General features: G+C 69.5%; 13 protein-coding genes and 1 pseudogene. 5 read left to right on the top strand and 9 right to left on the bottom strand.

The window, feature by feature from the left end:
• Nucleotides 1-85: 85 nt before the first annotated feature.
• Nucleotides 86-805 (top strand): glycosyltransferase family protein, encoded by a 720-nt coding sequence (locus P7A99_RS20985; protein WP_277795695.1) that lies wholly within the window; start codon nt 86-88, stop codon nt 803-805.
• Here the strand turns inward: P7A99_RS20985 and pseH are convergent.
• From pseH to P7A99_RS20970, 3 genes are read right to left on the bottom strand one after another with little or no spacing between them, the layout of a single operon-like run.
• Nucleotides 802-1,380, bottom strand: a complete 579-nt coding sequence (pseH, locus tag P7A99_RS20980; RefSeq protein WP_277795694.1) for a UDP-4-amino-4,6-dideoxy-N-acetyl-beta-L-altrosamine N-acetyltransferase — start codon at nt 1,378-1,380, stop codon at nt 802-804. The genes P7A99_RS20985 and pseH overlap by 4 nt on opposite strands.
• 44 nt (nt 1,381-1,424) lie before the next feature.
• Nucleotides 1,425-2,483, bottom strand: a complete 1,059-nt coding sequence (pseG, locus tag P7A99_RS20975; protein WP_277795693.1) for a UDP-2,4-diacetamido-2,4,6-trideoxy-beta-L-altropyranose hydrolase — start codon at nt 2,481-2,483, stop codon at nt 1,425-1,427.
• A gap of 38 nt (nt 2,484-2,521) precedes the next feature.
• Nucleotides 2,522-2,746, bottom strand: a complete 225-nt coding sequence (locus tag P7A99_RS20970; protein WP_277795692.1) for a hypothetical protein — start codon at nt 2,744-2,746, stop codon at nt 2,522-2,524.
• 131 nt (nt 2,747-2,877) lie between these two features.
• Here P7A99_RS20970 and P7A99_RS20965 point away from each other — a divergent pair, with 131 nt between their 5' ends.
• Complete coding sequence (locus P7A99_RS20965) at nt 2,878-5,166, top strand: glycoside hydrolase family 3 N-terminal domain-containing protein (protein ID WP_277795691.1); 2,289 nt, start codon at nt 2,878-2,880, stop codon at nt 5,164-5,166.
• A 124-nt stretch (nt 5,167-5,290) separates the two neighbouring features.
• Here the strand turns inward: P7A99_RS20965 and P7A99_RS20960 are convergent, their stop codons facing one another.
• Nucleotides 5,291-5,911 carry an aspartyl/asparaginyl beta-hydroxylase domain-containing protein gene (locus P7A99_RS20960; RefSeq protein ID WP_277795690.1) on the bottom strand — a complete coding sequence of 207 codons (621 nt, stop codon included), beginning with the start codon at nt 5,909-5,911 and terminating at the stop codon, nt 5,291-5,293.
• Nucleotides 5,912-5,961: 50 nt separating this feature from the next.
• On the opposite strand from P7A99_RS20960, the gene P7A99_RS20955 reads away from it, so the two are divergent.
• Nucleotides 5,962-7,110 (top strand): aspartyl beta-hydroxylase, encoded by a 1,149-nt coding sequence (locus P7A99_RS20955; protein WP_277795689.1) that lies wholly within the window; start codon nt 5,962-5,964, stop codon nt 7,108-7,110.
• 237 nt (nt 7,111-7,347) lie between these two features.
• On the opposite strand, the gene P7A99_RS20950 is transcribed toward P7A99_RS20955, so the two are convergent.
• From P7A99_RS20950 to P7A99_RS20940, 3 genes are read right to left on the bottom strand one after another with little or no spacing between them, the layout of a single operon-like run.
• Nucleotides 7,348-8,775 carry an efflux transporter outer membrane subunit gene (locus P7A99_RS20950; RefSeq protein WP_277795688.1) on the bottom strand — a complete coding sequence of 476 codons (1,428 nt, stop codon included), beginning with the start codon at nt 8,773-8,775 and terminating at the stop codon, nt 7,348-7,350.
• 1 nt (nt 8,776) lies between these two features.
• Nucleotides 8,777-11,971, bottom strand: a complete 3,195-nt coding sequence (locus tag P7A99_RS20945; protein WP_277795687.1) for an efflux RND transporter permease subunit — start codon at nt 11,969-11,971, stop codon at nt 8,777-8,779.
• 12 nt (nt 11,972-11,983) lie between these two features.
• Nucleotides 11,984-13,138 (bottom strand): efflux RND transporter periplasmic adaptor subunit, encoded by a 1,155-nt coding sequence (locus P7A99_RS20940; protein WP_277795686.1) that lies wholly within the window; start codon nt 13,136-13,138, stop codon nt 11,984-11,986.
• A 192-nt stretch (nt 13,139-13,330) separates the two neighbouring features.
• Between P7A99_RS20940 and P7A99_RS20935 the strand changes: the two genes are divergently transcribed.
• Nucleotides 13,331-13,927, top strand: a complete 597-nt coding sequence (locus P7A99_RS20935; RefSeq protein ID WP_277795685.1) for a TetR/AcrR family transcriptional regulator — start codon at nt 13,331-13,333, stop codon at nt 13,925-13,927.
• Nucleotides 13,928-14,137: 210 nt separating this feature from the next.
• On the opposite strand, the gene P7A99_RS20930 is transcribed toward P7A99_RS20935, so the two are convergent.
• Nucleotides 14,138-15,007 carry a rhamnogalacturonan acetylesterase gene (locus tag P7A99_RS20930; RefSeq protein ID WP_277795684.1) on the bottom strand — a complete coding sequence of 290 codons (870 nt, stop codon included), beginning with the start codon at nt 15,005-15,007 and terminating at the stop codon, nt 14,138-14,140.
• 33 nt (nt 15,008-15,040) lie between these two features.
• On the opposite strand from P7A99_RS20930, the pseudogene P7A99_RS20925 reads away from it, so the two are divergent.
• Nucleotides 15,041-15,104 (top strand): annotated as a pseudogene (locus tag P7A99_RS20925) (hypothetical protein); the annotation flags it as partial.
• A gap of 55 nt (nt 15,105-15,159) precedes the next feature.
• Here the strand turns inward: P7A99_RS20925 and P7A99_RS20920 are convergent.
• Nucleotides 15,160-16,791: a family 43 glycosylhydrolase gene (locus P7A99_RS20920; RefSeq protein WP_277795683.1), complete on the bottom strand. Its 1,632-nt coding sequence runs from the start codon at nt 16,789-16,791 to the stop codon at nt 15,160-15,162.
• Nucleotides 16,792-17,143 lie beyond the last annotated feature (352 nt).

Raw genomic sequence — 17,143 nt, 5'->3', positions numbered from 1 at the left:
ACCCGTCCGGCGGGCGAAAGTCCTCCTTAACCGACCGGGCCGAGGGTGCGGACCCGAGACTAGCAGTGTTGCAGGAGAGCGCGCGGTGATCGTCGCGGTGTTGCAGGCCCGGATGAGCTCGACCCGTCTGCCGGGCAAGGTGCTGGCCGACGTCGTCGGCGCGCCGATGGTGCTGCGCCAGATCGAGCGCCTGCGCCGCGTCGCTTCGATCGACCGGCTGATCACGGCGACCTCGAACGAGGTCAGCGACGATCCCTTGGCGCAAGCGCTGGAGGCGGCGGGCGTCGAGGTGTTCCGAGGCTCGCTGGACGACGTGCTGGGCCGGTTCGCCGGCGCGGTGGCGGGCCTGACGGACGACGACCTGATGCTGCGGCTGACGGCCGATTGCCCGCTGGCCGACCCGGTGCTGATCGAGGCGCTGATCGGCGAGCACCAGGCCAATGGCGCGGACTATTCCGCCACCACCCTGCCGCATCGCACCTATCCGATCGGGCTGGACGCCGAGATCCTGAGCGCCGGCCTGCTGCGGCTGACGGCGGCGGAGGCCAGCGATCCCTACGAGCGCGAGCACGTCACGCCCTTCATCTATCGCCGGCCGGAACGCTTCGCCCTGGGCGGCCTGACCCAGCCGGTGGACGAGAGCCAGGTGCGCTGGACGGTCGACCTGCCGTCGGACCTCGACTTCGTACGCGCGGTCTATGAGTCGCTCTATCCGGCCAGGCCCGCCTTCACGTCGGACGACATCCGGGCGCTGGTGCGCGGGCGGCCCGACCTGCAGAACCTGGGCGACCTGCCGCGGATCTAGGCGGCGGAAACGGCCGACAGGTCGAAGCCCTTGGCGATAAGCCGCTCGCGGGCGGCGTCGCGGGCCGCGCCGCGCCATTCGCTTTCCAGCAAGCCAAGGCCGATGACGTCCTGCGGCTGGCCGCCCTTGACCACGTGGTTGCGCAGCACCGCCTCGCGGGTGAAGCCGAAGCCTTCGTGCAGGCGCCAGACGGCCTTGTTGCTCTCGATGACCTCGCACCACAGCTTGGTCAGGCCCAGCACGCCGAACACGTATTCGATCACCCAGTATTCGACGAAGCTGCCGACCCCCAGGCCCCGCACCGACGGATCGGCGAGGTAGTAGGCCCAGGCGCAGCGGCGGTTCTTCAGGTCGATATCGGCCAGGTTGGCCAGGCCCACCGGATGGCCGTCCAGCTCGATGACCCAATAGCGAACGGTCGGGTTGGTCCCCAGGCGTGAGAACCAGGCAGCGTGTTCGCCCTCGGAGATCAGGTGGTCGCTGTACATGTAGGGGGCGACGGCGTCGGAGTTGCGCCATTCCAGCAGCCGCTCCTGATCGTGCGCCGCGACGGCGCGCAGAGTGACTGTGGGCATGAAGGGGGTCTCGACGCTTTAGCTGGCTTACGCGCGGGTAAGTGTCAGGTGGGCGTCGCGTGATTGTTTCCGAAACGGGGCGAAATCTGGGCAAGGAACCGATCGGCGGTGCGCGGGGCGCCCAGGCCGTCGCAGACCTTGGCGGCGGCGGCCGACAGGGCCCGCCAGGCGTCAGGGTCGTCGGCGAGCGCGGCGAAGGCGCGCCGCAGGCTCTCGCCGTCGAGAGACGCAGCGTCGAGCGATCGGTGCGCACCCAGATCAGACAAGGCCTGGGCCGCTTCGCGCTGGTTGTCGGCCAGCACCAGCGAGAGCGTGGGCAGGGCGAGCACGCAGCGTTCCCAACTGCTGGAGCCGGAGGCGCCGATGGCGAGGTCGGCCTGGGCGGTCAGGCGCGGCATGTCGCGGCTGTCGACATGCAGGGCCAGGCGCGGATCGGCTGCGGCGATTTCTCGCAGGGCCGGCAGGCTGGCCGCCTGACCTCCGACCACGACGTCGAGGGCGCGGTCGCCCAGCACCGGCAGCAGGGCCTCGACGGTGCGGGCGGTGATCCCGCCGACGTCGGTCAGGCCCAGCGAGACCAGCACCCGGCGCACGCTCGAGGTGGCCGTACGGCGGGCCAGGGTCTCGTCGCGCAGGGCTGCGAAGGCCGGCGACAGGGCGGCATGGTTGGGGCCGAGCAGCAGTTGGGCGTGGTCGGGGACGAGGCCGGCATAGTCTTCCGCCCGCCGCGTCACCCCGGCGTCGAGCAGCAGGTCGGCGGCCAGGGGGCGGTCGGCCAGGTCGTCGACCACCAGGGTCGGGCGGCCGGCGGCGATGCGGCGATGGTCGTCCGCGTCCAGGTCGTAGTGATCGAAGACGAGGGCGTCGTAGTCGGCGGCCAGGCGAGCGGCGCCGGCGACGAGGTCGCTTTCAGCGAAGGTTCCAGCGCAGATGGCCGGCGAGGCGAAGGTCTGCGACAGGCCGGCGATAGCGGGCGGTCCGGCAAAGGCGAAGGTCGCGCCCCTGGCCTCCAGCGCTCGCGCCAGATTCAGGCCGCGCATGAAATGGCCGCCGCCGACGCTGGGGCCGGCGTTGACGACGAAGAGGATGCGTTCTCCAGCCATGCACCGGGCCTAGCACAAGCCCGATGGGCGAGCGAGCGTCAGGCCTGGGCCTGATGCTCCACGTGGCCGTCGAGCACTTCGGTGCGCGAGAACACCTCTTCCTGGCCGTCCAGCAGCAGCTCCTCGGCGGCGACATGGTCGCGTTCGGCCTCGGCCAGCACCTGCCGCAGGGCCTCGACTTCGGTGTCGGCCTCGACGAGCACGCTGCGCAGCGGGGCGTGGCCGTCGCCCAGCCGGATCTCGATGCGCCATTGAGCGGACATGGTCGGGTCTCCCTTCAGCCAGACTGATAACGCAAGCGGCCGTCACAGGTTCGCCCGATGAGGGGCGAGGCGTTGCGCGACGCGCCCCGGTCGGCGAGGTTGCCGCCCGCGACACGGTAGGAAGGGATTCTATGGATCGGCGAGAAGCTTCGCTTGAAGGGATCAGCCGTCGCGGACTGGTGGCAGGGGCGGCGGGCCTGGCCGGGCTGGCGGTGGCCGGCCGGTCGGCGGCGCAGGCGAGGGGCTCCCAGCGGGTCGAGGCGCTGATCGCGCAGATGACCATCGACGAGAAGGCCGGCCAGCTGTCGTGCTACGCCGACATGATCCGCCCGCCGGTGGGCGACATGAACCCGGCCGTCAACCTGCGCAACACCCAGCAGCTGCTGGCCGAGACCAGAGCGGGCAAGATCGGCACGCTGATGAACGGCGTCGGTGTCGAGGGCGCCTTGCTGGCCCAGACCGCGGCCGTGGAGCATTCGCGCCTGGGCATTCCGCTGCTGCTGGCCGCCGACGTCATCCACGGCTTCAAGACCGTCTATCCGATCCCGCTGGCCGAGGCCGCGAGCTTCGATCCGCCGCTGGCCTATCGCACCGCCCGCGCGGCCGCGCAGGAAGCCACGGCCCACGGCCTGCACTGGACCTTCGCGCCGATGGTCGACGTGGCCCGCGACGAGCGCTGGGGCCGGGTGGCCGAGGGCTCGGGCGAGGACGTGTTCTTAGGGGAAGCGCTGGCCCAGGCCCGGGTGCGCGGCTTCCAGGGGCCGAACCTGAAGGCGCCGGATTCGATGCTGTCCTGCGCCAAGCACTTCGCCGCCTATGGCGCGGTGGCCGCGGGCATGGACTACAACACCGTCGAATTGTCGGAAGCCACGCTGCGCGAGGTGCACCTGCCGCCGTTCCAGGCCGCCTTCGAGGCGGGCTGCCTGACGGTGATGTCGGCCTTCAATGACATCAACGGCGTGCCGGCCACGGCCAACAAGCGCCTGCTGACCGACCTGCTGCGCACCGAGTGGGGCTTCAGGGGCGTGGTCATCTCCGACTACACCGCCGACCAGGAACTGGTGGCTCACGGCTATGCCGCCGACGACCGCGATGCGGCGCGCCTGGCGATCCTGGCGGGCGTCGACATCAGCATGCAGAGCGGGCTCTACAGCCGCTACCTGCCCGAGCTGGTCAAGAGCGGCGCGGTGCCGATGGCGGTGGTCGACCAGGCCGTGCGTCGGGTGCTGATGCTGAAGGAGGCCATCGGCCTGTTCGACCAGCCGTTCCGCTCGATCGACCCCAAGGCTCAGGCCGCCCGCACGGCCACCCCGGCCATGCGCGCCCTGAGCCGCGAGGCGGGCGCGGCCTCGATCGTGCTGCTGAAGAACGACGGCAATCTCCTGCCCTTGCCGCGCGCGGGCAAGCGCATCGCCCTGATCGGGCCGTTCGCCGACGACCGCGACAACATCCTGGGGCCCTGGGCCTTCTTCGGCGACAAGAGCCTGGGCGTCGACCTGGCCACGGGCTTCCGGCAGGCCATGGCCGACCCCAACCTGTTGCAGACCGTCAAGGGCAGCGACGTCGAGGCTTCCATCCCCGGCGGGATCGAGGCGGCGGTGGCCGCCGCCCGCGTCGCCGACATCGTCGTGCTGGCGGTCGGCGAGGGCCAGAACATGTCGGGCGAGGCCCAGTCGCGCACTGACATCGGCATCCCCAAGCCGCAGATGATGCTGGCCGAGGCGGTGGCCGCCGTGGGCAAGCCCACCGTCGTGCTGCTGCGCCACGGCCGGGCGCTCGTTTTGGACGGGGCGGTGAAGAACGCCCCGGCGATCCTGGCCACCTGGTTCTTAGGGACCGAGACCGGCCATGCCGTGGCCGACGTGGTGTTCGGCGCGGTGAACCCGTCCGGCCGACTGCCGGTCAGCTTTCCCTACGAGAGCGGCCAGCAGCCCTACGCCTACAATCACCGCACGACGGGCCGCCCGGCCCCGGCCGACAGCGAGATCCAGGAGTACAAGGCCCGCTGGCGCACGGTGAAGAACGAGGCGCTGTACCCGTTCGGCTACGGCCTGGCCTACACCACCTTCGCTCTCTCGAACCTGAAGCTGTCGTCGCCGACCCTGGCCTGGAACGGCAAGCTGCAGGTCAGCGCCCGGGTGACCAACACCGGCAGGCGCGAGGGGGTGCACGTGGTGCAGCTCTACACCCGCGACCGGGTGGCCAGCCGCACCCGGCCGGTGCGCGAGCTCAAGCGCTTCCTGCGGGTGAACTTGAAGCCGGGCGAGGGCCGCGACATCACCTTCGAGCTGGAGCGGGGCAGCCTGACCTTCTTCGGCGACGGCGACCGCTGGACCGCCGAGCCTGGCGTGTTCGACGTCTGGGTGGCGAGTAGCGCCGTGGACGGGCTGAACGCGCAGTTCACGCTGCTCGGGGCGTAGGTCGCGAGTCCTTCTCCCCTTGCGGGAGAAGGTGTCGGCGTAAGCCGACGGATGAGGGGTCTCTCAGATATCGGACGCCGTGCCAGGCCTGCCCGCCTTCGCGGCGGGGCCGGTCATCGACCCCTCACCCGACCTCGCTTTGCGAGGCCACCCTCTCCCGCAGGGGGAGAGGGGAAACCCTATCGAACAACCCCCGCACCCAGTCGTTGACGTAGCCGTCGATCACCAGATGCACGCGGTCCTCGGTCCCGTGATTGGCGACGCTGTGGGGGTCGGTGAGCTTGAGGTACCAGGCGCTGCCGGCCTCCATCGCCACCCGGCGACCGTTGAGGCGGAAGTCGACGTCGGGGTTGGTGACCACCGGCACATGGAAGCGCACCAGCAGCGAGCCGGCGTCGAGGTCCTCGTCGTGGTGGGTCTTGATCACCGAGCCGGGGGCCAGCTTCATCAGCCGCACGCTGGTGGCCTGGAACGGGAAGGCGGCGATCACCTCGCGGAAATAGGGGCAGGGGGCCAGGAACGGCGTGTCCTCGAACGCCGTCGCGCCGGGATCCGAATAGATCATCATCACCGGATGGCTGGCGCCGGCCTGGCAGCGCAGGGGAATGACGCTCCAGTCGCCGTCATAGTTCTGGGTGACGAAGTGGGCGATCCAGTCCGCGCCGGCGGTCAGGGCCTCAAGGTCGGCGCGCAGGCGGATCGGATCGAAGGCGAGCGGCAGCTTCAGGCGGTCTGGAAATCCCATCGCCCGAGCCTATTGTGCCGCCCTTCAGCCGACAAGGGCCAGGGGCGGGCATGCAACTTACGGCGGACGCGACGCGGGATCTGGACGCCTTCATGGCGCGGCTGGCCGAGGACGTCGGCGCCTGCGCCGGGCTGGCCGACCTGTTTCGCGACGAGGAGTTCGCCCGTGAGGCGCAGGCGCTCGCCGCCGGCTGGGGGATGGCCGCGCCGGGACTGGCCGAACGACTGGCCCGGCGCAGCGTGGTTGCGCGCCCGGCCGCGCCGCCGGCCGGCTGGCTGCCGGTCGCCGTCTCGCCAGGCGAGGACGCCGTCGACTGGGCCTTCTTCGGCGGGCGGCGGCTGGAGGAATCGTTCTTCGGCGAGAGCGTGCCCAAGGTCTGGTCGGCGCCGCTGAACCGGCTGCTGCGCCTGCGCACGCCGCTGTCGGCGCTGGAGGGGCTGGCGGGACCGGCGCCCGACGGCCTCGTCTTCCACATGTCGCGCTGCGGCTCGACCCTGCTGGGCCGGATGCTGGGCGCGCCGACGGGGGCGACCGTGCTGTCGGAGGCCGCGCCGATTGATCATGTGGTGCGGGGCGACCTGCCTCGGGACCGCAAGGTCGCGCTGCTGCGCGGCGTGGTGGCGGCGCTGGGCCGGGCGCGCGGGGCGGGAGACGAGCGCCTGTTTCTCAAGCTGGACTGCTGGCACGCCCTGGACTTCGACCTCTTCCGCGAGGCGTTTCCGACGACACCCTGGCTGCACCTCTACCGCTCGCCGGCCGAGGTGATGGTCTCGCACGCCCGCTCGCCGGGGATGCAGATGGTTCCGCAGGTGGTGGCGCCCGCGGTGTTCGGCCTGGCCGAGCCGGCGACGCCGGACGCCGACTACCAGGCCGCGGTGCTGGCGGCGATCGGCGAGGCGATGCTGGCGGCCTTCGCGGCCGACGGGACGGGGCTGCTGGTCAGCTACGAGACGCTGCCGGGGGCGGTGGCGGGTCGCGTGCTGCCGCATTTCGGCTGGGCGCCTGATGCGCTTGAGCACGAGGTGATGACGGCGGCGGCGGCGATCGACGCCAAGGCGCCCGAGCGGGCGTTCGCGCCGGACGGGGCGGCCAAGCGGGCCGAGGTCGACCCGGCGATCCGGGCGGCCTGCGCGGCCCGGCTCGACGGCCTGCATGCGCGGCTGGAGGCGGCGGGCGGCCCTTCGACAAGCTCAGGGTGAGGTCGTCGAGTGAACAGCCTTGGCCTTGGTCCTCATCCTGAGCTTGTCGAAGGAAGAGGACCGCGCAGGGCGCTGGACAGATTTTCAGGAAGACGAAGGGTGGAAGGGGCGCATCTGGGATTGGGGGGTGATGCGCCCCTTCCGGTCGCGGCGTGTCCGGGGGGATGCCGCCGCGATCAGCCCCGCACCGTCGCGCGGGGATCGGTTGGGGGAGGGGTCTTACCCTCCCCGGTCAGTTCAGGACCCCTTGCCGGCGGGAGCGCCGCCGCCGAGGACCTTGTAGAGCGTGACCAGGTTGCTGGCCCGGGCCAGGCGCGCGTTGATCAGGCCCTGCTGGGCCGAATACTGCGTGCGCTGGGCGTCGAGCAGGACGAGCGAGCTGTCGACGCCGCGGTCGTAGCGCAGCTTGGTCAGGCGCGCGGTGTCCGCGGCGGCCGCGGCCACCCGTTCCTGGGCGGCCAGGCGGTCGCCGATCGTGGCCTGGGTGGCCAGGGCGTCGGAGACCTCGCGGAAGGCCGTCTGGACGGTCTTCTCGTAGGTCGCCACGGCGATCTTCTGGCCGGCCTTGGCGCTGTCGAGCCCGGCCTTGTTGGCCCCGCCGGCGAAGATCGGCACGCTGATGCTGGGCGCGAAGCTCCAGGCCTTGGTGCCGCTCTTGAACAGGCCGTCCAGATCGGCGCTGGCGCTGCCGTACGAGCCGGTCAGGCTGATGCGCGGGAAGAAGGCCGCGCGGGCCGCGCCGATATTGGCGTTGGCGCCCATCAGCTGGTGCTCGGCGGCCAGCACGTCGGGACGACGGGTCAGCACGTCCGAGGCCACGCCCGCCGGCAGATCGGGAAGGATCTGGGCGGTGATCAGGCCGCCGGCCGGCTGCAGGTCGGCCGGAACTTCCGTACCGACCAGCAGGCGCAGGGCGTTCTTGTCGCGCTCGACCTGGGCCGTGTAGGTGGCGACGTCCGAACGGGCGGTCTCGGCCAGGGTCTGCGAGGTGCGCAGGTCCAGCTGCGAGGCCGCGCCGACGTCGAACTGGCGCTGGACCAGGGCGAGGCTGTCTTCACGGCTCCTCAGCGTGTCCTTGGCCAGGGCCAGCAGGTCCTGGTCGGCCGCCAGGGTCAGCCAGGCATTGGCCGTCTCGGCGATCAGGCTGATCTGCGTCGCGCGGGCGGTCTCCTCGGTGGCCAGGTAGCTGTGCAGCGCCTGGTCCTTGAGGCTGCGCACCCGCCCGAAGATGTCGAGCTCGTACGAGGTGATCCCGACATTGGCGTTGTAGTTCTCGATCTCCAGCGCGCCGGTGCCGCCGATGGCCGAGCCGAAGCCCGAGGCCGCCGTCGGGGTCTCGCTCTTGGTGCCCGAGAGCGTGCCGTTGACCGTCGGCAGCAGGGCCGCGCGCTGGATGCGGTAGGTGGCGCGGGCCTGCTCGATGTTGAGCACCGCGACCCGCAGGTCGCGGTTGTTGGCCAAAGCCAGGTCGATGGTCCCCGCCAGGCGGGGGTCTTCGAACACCTGCTTCCAGGCGAGGTCGCCGGCCGAAGCCGTCTGGCCGTTGGCCGAAGCCGTGGGCCAGGTGGTGGCGACCGGCAGGGCCGGTCGCTCGTACTTCGGGGCCATGGTGCAGGCGGTCAGCGCGCTGGCCGCCAGCAGGGTGAGGGTCAGGTTACGAAGCATCTCAGTGGCTTTCCACCGGGGTGGCGGGGGCCTCGTCGTGGTGACGGGGCTTGGGCTTGAAGATCCGTTCGACGATCACGAAGAACAGCGGGACGAAGAAGATCGCCAGGATGGTCGCCGACAACATGCCGCCGATGACGCCCGTGCCGATCGCGTGCTGGCTGCCCGAGCCGGCGCCGTTGGACGTCGCCAGCGGCAGCACGCCGAAGACGAAGGCCAGCGACGTCATGATGATCGGACGCAGACGGATGCGGACGGCTTCCAGCGTGGCTTCCACAAGGTCGCCGGTGCGCTCGAAGATCTCCTTGGCGAACTCGACGATCAGGATGGCGTTCTTGGCCGCCAGGCCCATGGTCGTGAGCAGGCCCACCTGGAAGTAGATGTCGTTGCTCAGGCCGCGCAGGGTGGTCGCCAGCAGGGCGCCGACGATGCCGAGCGGGATGACCATGATGACCGACAGCGGGATCGACCAGCTCTCGTAGAGGGCCGCCAGCAGCAGGAACACCACCAGGATCGAGATCGCGTACAGGGCCGGAGCCTGGTTGCCCGCTTCACGTTCCTGGGCCGACAGGCCGGTCCACTCGAAGCCGATGCCGGCCGGCAGCTGGGCGGCGATCTTCTCCATGGCCGCCATCGCGTCGCCCGAGCTCTTGCCCGGGGCCGGAGCGCCCTGGATGTTCATCGACGACAGACCGTTATAGCGCTCCAGGCGCGGCGAGCCGTAGACCCAGCGGGTCGTGGCGAAGGCCGAGAAGGGCACCATCTGGCCGCTGCTGTTGCGGACGTACCAGTTGTTCAGGTCTTCAGGCTTCATGCGGTAGGGCGCGTCGGCCTGCATGTAGACCTTCTTGACCCGGCCGCGGTCGATGAAGTCGTTGACGTACGAGCCGCCCCACGCCGCGCTGAGCGCCGCGTTGATGTCGGCCGTGGTCAGGCCCATCGAGCCGGCCTTGGCCTGGTCGATGTCGATCTTCAGCTGCGGGGTGTCTTCCTGACCGTTGGGACGCACGCCGACCAGGTTGGGATCCTGGCCAGCCATGCCCAGGACCTGGTTGCGGGCCGCGGTGAGGGCGTCATGGCCCACGCCGCCGATGTCCTGCAGCTGGAAGTCGAAGCCCGACGAGGTGCCCAGTTCCGGCACGGCCGGCGGCACGACGGCGAACACCATCGCATCGCGGATCTGCAGGAACTTGCCCATGGCGCGGCCGGCGACGGCCGGAGCCTTGAGGTTGGCGGCCTTGCGCTCGTCGAAGTCCTTCAGGCGGACGAAGGCCAGACCGGCGTTCTGGCCCGCGCCGCTGAAGCTGAAGCCCGAGACGGTGAACACCGACTGCACGGCGTCCTTCTCTTCGTCCATGAAGTGGCTGCGGACCTGGTCGAGGACGCCCAGGGTGCGTTCCTCGGTGGCGCCCGGCGGCAGCTGGACGAGGGTGATCATGATCCCCTGGTCTTCTTCCGGCAGGAAGGCGCTGGGCAGGCGGACGAACAGCAGGCCCATGACCAGGATGATCACGCCGTAGATGGCCATCCAGCGGACACTGCGGCCGAGGATCTTGCGGACCCCGCCCTGATAGCGTCCCGAGACGTCGTTGAAGCTGCGGTTGAACCAGTTGAAGAAGCGGTTGAAGAGGTTGGCCACCGCACCGAGCGCGCCCGGATGATCGGTGCGCAGAGCCTCGCCGTGGGCGCGGTCATGCGGCTTGAGCATGGTGGCGCAGAGCGCCGGCGTCAGCACCAGGGCGACCACGACCGACAGCATCATCGCCGAGACGATGGTGATCGAGAACTGGCGGTAGATGACGCCTTGCGAGCCGCTGAAGAAGGCCATCGGCACGAACACCGCCGACAGGACCAGCGCGATGCCGATCAGGGCGCCGGTGATCTCGCCCATCGACTTGCGCGTGGCCTCGACGGGGGAGAGACCCTCTTCGCTCATCACCCGCTCGACGTTCTCGACCACGACGATGGCGTCGTCGACGAGGAGGCCGATGGCCAGCACGAGGCCGAACATGGTCAGGGTGTTGATGGAGTAGCCGAAGGCCGCGAGGATGCCGAAGGTGCCCAGAAGCACGACCGGGACGGCGATGGTCGGGATCAGGGTGGCGCGCCAGTTCTGCAGGAACAGGAACATGACGATGAAGACCAGGATGATGGCTTCGACCAGCGTCTTGATCACTTCGTGGATCGACAGTTCCACGAACGGCGTGGAGTCGTAGGGAACGACGTACTTGTAGCCGGCCGGGAAGGTCTTCTCGAGCGTGGCCATCTGCTCCTTGACCGCCTTGGCGGTGTCCAGAGCATTGGCGCCGGGGGCCAGGCGGATGGCCAGACCCGCGGCCGGACGGCCGTTGAACTTCGCGGTCGAGACGTAGCTTTCGGCGCCCAGCTCGACGCGGGCGACGTCGCGCAGGCGGACCAGAGCCCCGCCCGTGCTGTTCTTGACGATGATGTTCTCGAACTCTTCGGGCGTCTGCAGGCGCGACTGGGCCGTGATCGTGGCGTTCAGGCCCGTGCCCGGCAGGTTGGGCGTGCCGCCCAGCTGGCCGGCCGAAACCTGCGCGTTCTGGGCCTGGATGGCCGCCGACACGTCCGAAGGCGTCAGGCTGTAGGACGACAGCTTGTTCGGGTCGAGCCAGATGCGCATGGCGTACTGGGCGCCGAACAGCTGCACTTCGCCCACGCCGTCGACGCGGCTCAGCGGGTCCTGGATGTTGGACGCGATGTAGTCCGCGAGGTCGGTGTTGGTGGTCTTGTCGTTCTCCGAATAGAGGCCGACGACCATCATGAAGTTACGGGCCGACTTGGCGACCGTCAGGCCTTGCTGCTGCACTTCCTGCGGCAGCAGGGCGGTGGCGGTCTGCAGCTTGTTCTGGACCTGCACCTGGGCGATGTCGATGTCGGTGCCGGCCTTGAAGGTCAGGGTGACCGTGGCCGAGCCCGAGCTGTCGCTGGTCGACGACATGTAATCCAGGCCGTCGAGGCCCTTCATCTTCTGTTCGATGACCTGGGTGACGCTGTCCTCGACCGTCTTGGCCGAGGCGCCCGGATAGTTGGCGGAGACCGAGACCTGCGGCAGGGCGATCTCGGGATACTGCGCGATCGGCAGCGTGCGGATGGCGAGCGCCCCCGCCAGCATGATCACGATCGCGACCACCCATGCGAAGATGGGTCTGTCGATGAAGAAACGGGACAGCATTGTGGGCCGGCCTTAGCGTTGAGCGGTGATGACGGCGGCCTTCACGGGCGCGCCAGGACGGACCTTCTGCAGGCCTTCGACGATGACCTGATCGCCGACCTTCAGGCCGGAGGTCACCAGCCACTTGTCGCCGACCGTCTGGCCGACGGTGATCGGACGGATCTCGGCCACGCCCTTGGCGCCGACCACGGTGACCGTGGCGTTGCCCTTCGGGTCGCGGCTGACGCCGGCTTGCGGGATCAGCACGCCGTTGGAGGCCACGCCCTTGCCCAGGGTGGCGCGGACGTACATGCCCGGCAGCAGGGTGCCGTTGGGGTTGTCGAAGGTGGCGCGCAGGCCGAACGAGCCGGTGGTCTGGTCGACGGTGACGTCCGAGAACTCCAGGCGGCCCTGGGTCGGATAGGTCGAGCCGTCTTCCAGCTTCAGGCTGACCTGGGCCGAGCCCGAACGACCGATCTGGCCGCCGGCGAGATCACGCTGCAGCTGCAGCAGCTCGGCCGACGACTGGGTCAGGTCGACATAGACCTTGTCGAGGTTCTGGATGGTGGCCAGGGCGGTGGCCTGGCTGGCCGTGACCAGGGCGCCGGGGGTCACCGAGCTCTTGCCGATACGGCCCGAGATCGGGGCGACCACGCGGGTCCAGCCCAGGTTGATGCGGGCGTTGTCGAGCGCGGCCTTCTGGGCGGCGACGTTCGCCTGGGCCTGCTGGGCGGCGGCCTGGGCGTCGTCGTTGTCCTGCTTGGAGACGGCGTTGACGGCGACCAGTTCCTTGTAGCGGTCGGCCTTCAGCTTGGCGGCGGTGTAGGTCGCCTGGGCCTGGGCCAGGCCCGCCTGGGCGCTGTTGACCGAGGCTTGGAAGGTCGCCGGCTCGATCTGGTAGAGCGGCTGGCCGGCGCGGACGTAGGAGCCTTCCTGGAACAGGCGGGCCTTCACGATGCCGCCGACCTGCGGACGCACTTCCGAGACCAGATAGGCCGAGGTGCGGCCCTGAAGTTCGCTGGTCAGGGTCACCGGCTCGGTCTTCACGACCACCACGCCCACGGGCGTGGGACCGCCCGCGCCCATGCCGCCCGCGGCTCCGCCCTTGCCTTGCCCGCAGGCGGCGAGGGTGAGCGAGACAGCCGCCAGAAGAACCGCCGAAGCGGCGAGCGGACGTTTGATAGCCATGGATATCCCCGGAGCGACAGGCTGCCGCAAGGAGGGGAGGTCCCCTTGACGACGCGCCTATGATGAACAATTTGAGAATGAACGTTCATTCTCAATTGCGCTGGACATAGGCCCGGGGTAAGGCGAAGTCAACACCCCGTCCTGTCGGCCCAGTTGACCTGACGGAAATGTAATGGAGAACGGGACCGCTCGATGGTCGACGTGAGTTCAAACGCCAAGCCGACGCCCGAGGCGCGGCGGCAACAGATTCTGGATGCGGCCTGCGACGTTGTGCGCCAGGCCGGCTTCCATGGCGCCAGCATGGCCGAGATCGCAAAGGCCGCGGGCCTGAGCGTTGGCCAGATCTATCGCTACTTCGAGAACAAGGAAGCCATGGTGGCGGCGATCGTCGCCCAGGACCTGGCCGAGATGCGCGAGAAGTTCGCCGAACTGGAAAGCCGGCCGGGCACGCTGCTCGACGCCATGCTCGACCACATCGATGAGGCGGTCAGCAAGTGCTACGACCCGCGCCGCGCGCCGCTGGTGCTGGAGGTGATGGCCGAGGCTTCGCGCAATCCCAAGGTCGCCGCCATCGTCCGCGCCGCCGACGACCAGGAGCGCGCCCTGGCCAGCCAGATGCTGGCGCGCAGCCGCAAGCCCGAATGGAGCGAGGCCGAGTTCGCCGCCCGCACCGAACTGATCGGCGCGATGTTCGACGGCCTGGTCATCCGCAGCGTCAATCACCCGGAACAGGACCGCAAGGCCATGGCCAGCGTGATGAAGGCGGTCCTGACCTGCCTTCTGGGGTAAGCGGTTTCCTTCGAAAGCGGAGTCTTCGGTCGGCGTCAGGATTCGGAGCGTTTCAGCTCCAAACCCGTCCTTCCCCGCGAAGGCGGGGACCCAAGCCGAATCCGCGGTGCGCTCGGCGTTTGTGCTTGGTCCTGAAATCCAGCTTGGATCCCCGCCTTCGCGGGGATGCTCGGTGAAAAACGGTCAGGATCCCGAGTTTTGATCCGCATCCTACGGCACCAGATACCGCCGCAGGGCCGGAACGGCCACGGCCAGTTCGTCGGTGACGATCTTCGAGAAATAGTCGGCGCCGTCGCGACCCAGGTGGGTGTAGTCGAACGACAGCTTGGCTTGCCCCATCGGCTCGACGGCGGCGTTGTTCTGGGCCTTGGCGGCTGGAGCGGGCGCCGCGCCTGGCGTCGCAGGAGTCGCCGGCTGGGCGCTGATCGTGGTGCCGGTCCTGGCGGCGGCCAGCACCTCGGCCGGGGGCGGCTGCTGGGCGAACCGGGTCGCTTCCGCCGCGCCCATCGCTTGGACGGCGGCGTAGGACTTGGCGTGCAGGTCGACGAGCGGGGTCTTGGTCTCGGCCGCGACCTTGCGGGTGGCCTCGGCCCACGGGGCGAGGTCGTCGATCAGCTTGCCGTCCTGGAACTGCCGACGGGTGAGCGGCGTGACCAGCACCGGCTTGCCGCCGGCGGCGCGGACCTCCTCGACATAGCGTTTCAGGTTGGCGGGGTATTCGGTGGCGAGGTCCGTCGAGCGGCCCGGCTTGCCCGGCTGGTCGTTGTGGCCGAACTGGATCAGCACATAGGTGTCGGTGAACCCTCCCGAGCCGATCTCCTTCATGGCCAGCCGCCACGAGCCCTCGGTGCGGTAGTTGCCGCTGGAGCGGCCGCCGCGCGCCAGGTTGATGCAGGCGGCGAACGAGGTCAGGTGCTGGCCGCAGAAGCTGGGGCCCCACCCGCCGATCACGGCGGTGGTGGAGTCGCCGATCAGCACGATCTTCACGGCCCGGAACATCGGCGGCTCGGCTTCGGGCGCCTGGGCGTGAGCGACGAGGGGAGCGGTCGCCAGGACGGCGGCGAGGAGGAGGGACTTCATTAATGTCAGCTCCAAAATGGCTCGTCATCCCGGCGTAGCGAAGCGGAGAGCCGGGATCCAGGGGCCGCCGCACTGCGCTTGGCCCCTGGGTCCCGGATAAGCGCTGCGCGCTTTCCGGGATGACGATGAAGGGGATGGGGAGGATCTGAAAACTAGTCCAGCGCGCGGTACTTGAAGTTCAGGAACCGAGCCGAGCCCTTGCCGGCGGCGTAGATGCCCGGCTTCAGCATCAGGAAGCCGCCGCGCACATTGTGGTGGTAGCCGCTGACCTCCATGCCGCGGTCGAACCGCTTCCAGGTCTTGCCGCCGTCGCCGCTGGTGTGGAAGGCGACGATGTGGCGGTTGTTGCGCAGGCGCATGAGCATCTTCGAGCCATGCGGATTGGCGGGACGCCCGCGCTCGATGCCGTACTGGTGGGTGACGAAGTTCTTGGCGTCGAAACCCAGGCCGCAATAGAGCTGGCGGTCGTAGAACAGGATCAGGCCGGCGCGGGTCTCCGGATCGATTTCGATCTCGCACTCGATCTCATAGGCCTGGTCGCCGTTGACGAAGATCAGCGGCGAGCCCGTCGACGGGGCCTCGCCCGCGCCCTTTAGCGTCAGCACGCCGTTTGAGCGGCTGATGCGGTCCTGCTCGCCCGGCTTGGGGTCGAAGAAGTTCCACTGCACGCCGTACTTGTCGGTCGAGAAGTCGTCCGACAGCGCCATGCCGTGCGGCACGGCCGTGCCGCCTTTGGGCTTCCTGATCGGCTTGGCCAGGTCGCCGCCGCCGATGTCGAACCAGCCGTCCTTGGTCCAGGTGACCGGGGCCAGCAGGGTCTGGCGGCCCAGGGTCCAGAAGCCGTTCTCGTAGCCGTGATAGACGGTCCACCACTCACCGGCCGAGCCCTCGACCAGGGTGGCATGGCCGCGCGACCACCACTTCTCGGCGTTGTCGACGGTGCGCACCAGCGGGTTCTTCGGGTGGTTCTCCCACGGGCCGCCCAGCGACTTGGCGCGCGCGGCGATGACCATGTGCCCGGTCGGCGGGCCGGCCGTGCCGCCCACGGCGGTGATCATGTAGAAGTACTCGCCCTTCTTCATGACCTTGGGGCCCTCGGGCGAGAAGCCCTCGACGTCCCAGTCGTCCGGATAGCGCCAGGGATTATAGACGTGCTCGGGCTTGCCCACCGTTGAGAGGCCATCGGGCGCCAGCTTGATGCGGTCGCCGCCCGACAGGAACAGCCAGCGCTCGCCGTTCTCGTCGACGATATGGCCGGGGTCGATATAGCCGGGCAGCTTCAGGTCGATCGGCTCGGACCAGGGGCCTTCGATCTTGTCGGCCCAGATCACGTAGCTGGTGTTGTTCTTGGGGAACTTGGCCGGGATGTAGAGGTAGTAGCGGCCCTTGTGCTTGCACAGCTCCGGCGCCCAGACCGAGCCGATGTTGGTCTTCAGGGCCGGGCCCACCGGCGCCCAGTTCACCAGGTCCTTCGAGTGCCAGATCAAGAGGCCCGGATAGGCGTCGAACGACGAGTGGGTCATGTAGTAGTCGTCGCCGTCCTTGAGGATCGACGGGTCGGGCCGGTCGCCGGCCAGGATCGGGTTGAGGAAGGTCCCGTCGCCCAGGTCGGCCTTGCGTTGGCCTTCGACGCCCTTGGTCCAGGTCGGGCCGGACTTGGGCTTGGCGGGAAGGGAGCCGACGCCTTCGGCCGAGGCGGCGGAGGGCAGGGTGGCGGCGGCCGCTCCCGTCAGTAGCGAACCGCCCGTCAGCAACAGGGCTCCGCGTCGGCTGAGGTCGGCCATGAATTTTCCTTCCCGGGTACTGGCCGCGCGAACTGACGCCGCGTCGGCTTGTTACCGGTCACTTAAGCGGCGGATCGCTGCTTTGTCTACCGGTGTCATCGCCCATTTTCTGACGATAACGCTGTCAGAGGCGCGGGCAAAAGAAAACGCCCGGGAGCAGGGCGCCCGGGCGTTTGTCTGTTCAGATCTCCTCCCCCGCTTGCGGGGGAGGGGGACCGCGAAGCGGTGGAGGGGGCGAGACTGGGCGCCGTGCCGGCCGGGGGGGCCCCCCCCCCCCCCCCGCCGCCCCCCCCCCCCCCCCCCCCCCCCCACCCCCCGAGCCGCAGCAAAAACACCCCCACCCCCCCACACC

It is taken from the genome of Caulobacter endophyticus, assembly GCF_029543245.1.
Taxonomy (GTDB): Bacteria; Pseudomonadota; Alphaproteobacteria; order Caulobacterales; family Caulobacteraceae; genus Caulobacter; species Caulobacter endophyticus_A.
The sequence above is the reverse complement of the archived record's forward strand: the minus strand, read 5'-3'. Positions and strand labels throughout refer to the sequence as shown.